General features: G+C 56.6%; 5 protein-coding genes. All 5 read left to right on the top strand.

Annotation, left to right across the window (positions count from 1 at the left end; all coding sequences use genetic code 11):
- On the top strand, positions 1–563 hold a 563-nt coding region (locus IGS51_RS03005; RefSeq protein WP_297075722.1), incomplete at its 5' end, for a bifunctional 4-hydroxy-2-oxoglutarate aldolase/2-dehydro-3-deoxy-phosphogluconate aldolase.
- A gap of 149 nt (positions 564–712) precedes the next feature.
- Complete coding sequence (locus tag IGS51_RS03000; RefSeq protein ID WP_297075719.1) at positions 713–1,318, top strand: superoxide dismutase; 606 nt, start codon at positions 713–715, stop codon at positions 1,316–1,318.
- Positions 1,319–1,548: 230 nt separating this feature from the next.
- Entirely contained in the window at positions 1,549–1,755 is a 207-nt protein-coding gene (locus tag IGS51_RS02995; protein ID WP_068514529.1) for a hypothetical protein, read from the top strand.
- A gap of 99 nt (positions 1,756–1,854) precedes the next feature.
- Positions 1,855–3,972 carry a polyphosphate kinase 1 gene (ppk1, locus tag IGS51_RS02990; protein ID WP_297075710.1) on the top strand — a complete coding sequence of 706 codons (2,118 nt, stop codon included), beginning with the start codon at positions 1,855–1,857 and terminating at the stop codon, positions 3,970–3,972.
- Positions 3,973–4,380: 408 nt separating this feature from the next.
- Positions 4,381–4,583: hypothetical protein (locus IGS51_RS02985; protein ID WP_297075708.1), on the top strand; the 203-nt coding region annotated here is incomplete at its 3' end.

Below are 4,583 nucleotides of genomic sequence, written 5' to 3'. Positions count from 1 at the left end.
GGCTGATCGAAGTTACCTGGAACAGCGATCGCCCTGAAACCCTGGTGCATCAACTACGGCAGCGCTTGCCCGACTGTCTGATTGGCGCGGGCACGATTACCACTCCCCAGCAGGTGAGTGCGGCGATCGCCAGCGGGGCCCAGTTTTTGTTTAGCCCGCACACAAACCGGGCGCTGATTCAGCAGGCGGCCGAGTTCGAGATTCCCTTTGTGGCGGGGGCCCTCACGCCGACGGAAATTGTGACCGCATGGCAGGCGGGCGCAGCGGCGGTGAAGGTGTTCCCGATTCAGTGTGTCGGCGGTGCAGACTATTTGCGGGCCGTGCGAGAACCACTGGGCGAGATTCCGCTAGTGCCCACGGGTGGGGTCACGCTGGAGAATGCGCGAACCATGCTGGAAGCAGGGGCGATCGCCGTCGGGCTGGCGGGGCAGTTATTTCCCAAGGCGGCCGTGAAAAATGGCGAATGGGCGATCGTGCAAGAGCGAGCCGCGCAGCTAAAACAAAGCCTTGAACCAGGCCTTGAACCAAGCCTCGGCAGTCGGGCTGCGTTCGGTGCTGTGTAAGACACGGCCGAGCCGATTTTTGATATAAAATTCTATCAATAGTTTGAGGATACGCTCCGCCTTAGCTACGTCTGGCGGATCATGCGTAAGGGCAACTGGCTCTTCTAGACTCAAACTGAACACAGCGCAGTTAATAGAGGATGAACACTATGCCTATCGAACAGCCGCCCCTGCCTTTTGCGATGGATGCTCTAGAACCCTATGGCATGAAGGCTGAGACGTTTGAATATCACTACGGCAAGCATCACAAAGCTTACGTCGATAACCTGAACAAGGCGATCGAGAGCGATTCTTCCCTGGCGGGCAAGTCTCTGGAAGAAATCATTGTGGCGACTTTTGGCGACTCTGCCAAGGCTGGCGTGTTCAACAACGCCGCTCAGGTCTGGAACCACACCTTCTTCTGGAACAGCCTGAAGCCCGGTGGTGGCGGTGCGCCGACGGGCGACCTGGCCGCCAAGATCGACGCTTCTTTCGGCAGCTACGACAAGTTTCGCGAAGCCTTTGCCAACGCGGCTGCGACTCAGTTTGGCAGCGGTTGGGCCTGGCTGATCGATGACGACGGCACGCTGAAAGTGACCAAGACTCCCAACGCCGAAAACCCCCTAGCACATGGGCAAAAAGCGCTGCTGACCCTCGATGTGTGGGAACATGCCTACTACATCGACTTCCGCAATGCCCGCCCTGCCTTTATCCAGAACTTTTTGGATAAGCTGGTGAACTGGGATTTTGTCGCTGAGAACCTGGCTGCCGCCTAGGTACAACTCGGTTTTGGCTGACGCTGGCGCTTTTTCTGAGGCTTTTTCTAGCTTGATAAAGCGCACGGTTCAGTTTTGCAAGTTACAAAGCTGCCGCGAGTGGATAGAGTGCAGAATCGCTTTATCCACTCTTGCTTTGTAAACGGTTTTCTATGAATAGTGTCGGTGGGTAATTCCGGTGGATAGTTCCGGTGGATAGTTCCTATAGGTAGTTCCGGTGGATAGTTCCTATGAATAGTGAAGACTTGGCGCGTTACATGGCCGAGAGCGATCGCCTCCATCAGCCGTGGCTCCTGGCACAACTGCGGCTCAAAAAATTGCAGGAGCAGCGAGAAAGCCTGTCTAGCGAGGAGTATCTCCGGGCGTTGGCGGATGTGCATCACGACCTGATGCAGCTTGGGGAATGGTGGGTCGGCCGCGAGGATGAAGTGTTTTGAGTATCCTCAGTTCGAGAATGGGGGGATAATGATCTGATATGATCTGCTGCTCAGTGTTCGCTTCAGATTCCCTAGCTCCAGCCCCCCGCCTTTCCTATCGTGTCTTCTAACCAGCCGCCCCAACCCACCTGGTCAGATCCGCAATACTACTTCAGCCGCGAACTGAGCTGGATCGAGTTTAATGCGCGGGTGCTGCATGAGGCGATGGACGATCGCACGCCCTTGCTGGAGCGCTTGAAGTTTGCGGCGATTTTTAGCAGCAACCTGGATGAGTTTTTTATGGTGCGGGTGGCGGGTATCAAGCGCCAGGTGCAGGCGCAGGTGGAGCGGCGATCGCTCGACGGGCGCACGCCACAGGAACAGCTCGAAGCCATTTGCCAAAAGCTTTTGCCCCTAGTCGCAAAGCAGCATCAGCATGTGCAGTCGGTCTTGCGGCCGCAGCTTGCGGGCCACGGCGTTTTCCTGCTGGACTATGCAGCGCTCAACCAGGCCCAGCAGCGCTATTTGCGGGAGTATTTTGAAGAGCGGATTTTTCCCGTGCTAACGCCGCTGGCGGTCGATCCGGGGCATCCCTTTCCGCATATTTCTAACCTCAGCTTGAATCTGGCGGTGGTGGTGCGATCGCCCGAAGAAACCAGCCATTTTGCCCGCCTCAAAGTACCCAGTTCACTGCCCCGATTCGTCTTGTTGCCGCTAGAGTTGCAGCGGCGCAAGCAAACGCCAGTCTGGATGGGCGTGCCAATTGAGCAAATCATTGCCCACAATCTGGACAAGCTGTTTCCAGGCATGGAGGTCGTCGCCTGCCATGTGTTTCGAGTTACCCGCAATGCTGACCTGGAAGTGCAGGAGGACGAAGCCGATGACCTGCTCCAGGCAATCGAGCAGGAGCTTCGCAAGCGGCGGTTTGCGGGGTCTGTGGTGCGGCTAGAAGTTCACGAATCCATGCCGAGTGAAATTCGCCAAACGCTGATGGCGGAGATGGGGCTGAGCAACGCAGATGTGTATCCGGTGGCGGGGCTGCTCGGCGGGCGCGACCTGATGGCGCTGGTGGATCTGCCATTGCCCCATCTCAAGGATGCGCCCTGGAAACCTGTTGTGCATCCCCGTCTGCGGCGGCTGATGGAGTCTGAATACTCCACAGATGAGGATTTTTTTGCCCTGATCCGGAAGCAGGATTTGCTGGTGCATCATCCGTTTCAGTCGTTTTCGTCGTCGGTGCAGATGTTCCTTCAACTGGCGGCTCAAGACCCCGACGTACTGACGATTAAAATGACGCTGTATCGCACGTCGGGCGATTCGCCGATTGTGGACGCGCTGATCGCCGCCGCCGAGAACGGCAAACAGGTGGCGGTGCTGGTGGAGCTAAAGGCACGCTTTGACGAAGAGAATAATATTCAGTGGGCGCGGAAGCTAGAGCAGGTGGGCGTTCATGTGGTCTATGGGCTGGTGGGGCTGAAAACGCATACCAAGCTGATGCTGGTGGTGCGGCAGGAGGGCGATCGCCTGCGTCGCTATGTCCACATTGGCACGGGTAATTACAACCCCAAAACGGCGCGGCTCTACACCGATCTGGGCTTGCTGACCTGTCGGGAGGATCTGGGTGCAGACGTGACGGAGTTGTTTAACGCGCTGACGGGCTACTCGCGGCAAAAAACCTATCGCAAGCTGCTGGTGGCTCCAACCAATTTGCGCGATCGCCTGCTTGACCTGATTCACCGAGAGCGCGAGATTGCCCGTGCGGGTCGCCATGCCCGGATTGTCGCCAAGATGAATGCACTGGTCGATCCGCCGCTGATTGCGGCACTATACGAAGCGTCGCAGGCGGGCGTGCAGATCGACCTGATTGTGCGGGGCATTTGCTGTCTGCGGCCGGGGCTGGCAGGGGTGAGCGATCGCATTCGGGTCATCAGCATTGTGGGCCGGTTTTTGGAGCATTCCCGCATTTTTTATTTTCACAATGACGGCGCGGAGGACGTATACATCGGCAGTGCCGACTGGATGCCGCGCAACCTGGATCGGCGCGTGGAGGCCGTTACGCCAGTGGATGACAGGGCGATCGCCAAAGATTTGCAGGAAATTCTTGGCATCTTGCTGGCCGACAACCGCCAGGCGTGGGAGCTTCAGCCCGACGGCAGCTATCGCCAGCGCCATCCTGCATCCCCAGATGCAGTGCAAAGTGCCCAACAAATTCTCATGGAAATGGCGCGGCAGTCCTGATAGAGCGATTAGGCGATTCGCGAAGCGATCCCTACGGGAATCGCGCTCAGGTGTGCCCTGCGGCTCCCACTACGCTGAGGGATGGGTCAGAGCCAGGACTCGATCTGGCATTTCCAGACCCGAGCATCCCGGTCGAAATGTTACTATAGTAGGTCTTCAATCTGTAGGTCTTTAATCTGTAGGTCTTCAATCAAATGGGTCTTTCGAGTTCGTAGTTGGTCTTTAATCTGTAGGTCTTCAATCTTTAATCTGTAGGTCTTCAATCAAGTAGGGAATCGCCATGATTCAGCGCTCCAATCCCCCACACGACGTTTGACGAGTTCGTTAAGTGGCTGCCCGAATTTTCAGAATCCCGCTATGAGTTGCGCCGTGGGAATATTATTCAACTATTCGCAGCGGAATAGCGCCATGAGTGAGAATCAACCGAACATCGATGAACGCCTTGACCGTGTGGCAGTGTTGCTAGAAACCTCGACCCAGCAAATCGCCTATCTGTCAGAGCTAATTGTTACTAATGGACAACAGGCGGCCCAGCGGGATGCATCGCTGAATGCCAAGCTAGATCGATTATCCGAAGAGGCGGCCCAGCGGGATGCGTCGCTGAATGCCAA

It is taken from the genome of Thermoleptolyngbya sp. M55_K2018_002 (assembly GCF_015295965.1).
Lineage (GTDB): Bacteria > Cyanobacteriota > Cyanobacteriia > Elainellales > Elainellaceae > Thermoleptolyngbya > Thermoleptolyngbya sichuanensis.
This window is presented reverse-complemented; position numbering and strand designations above follow the sequence as displayed.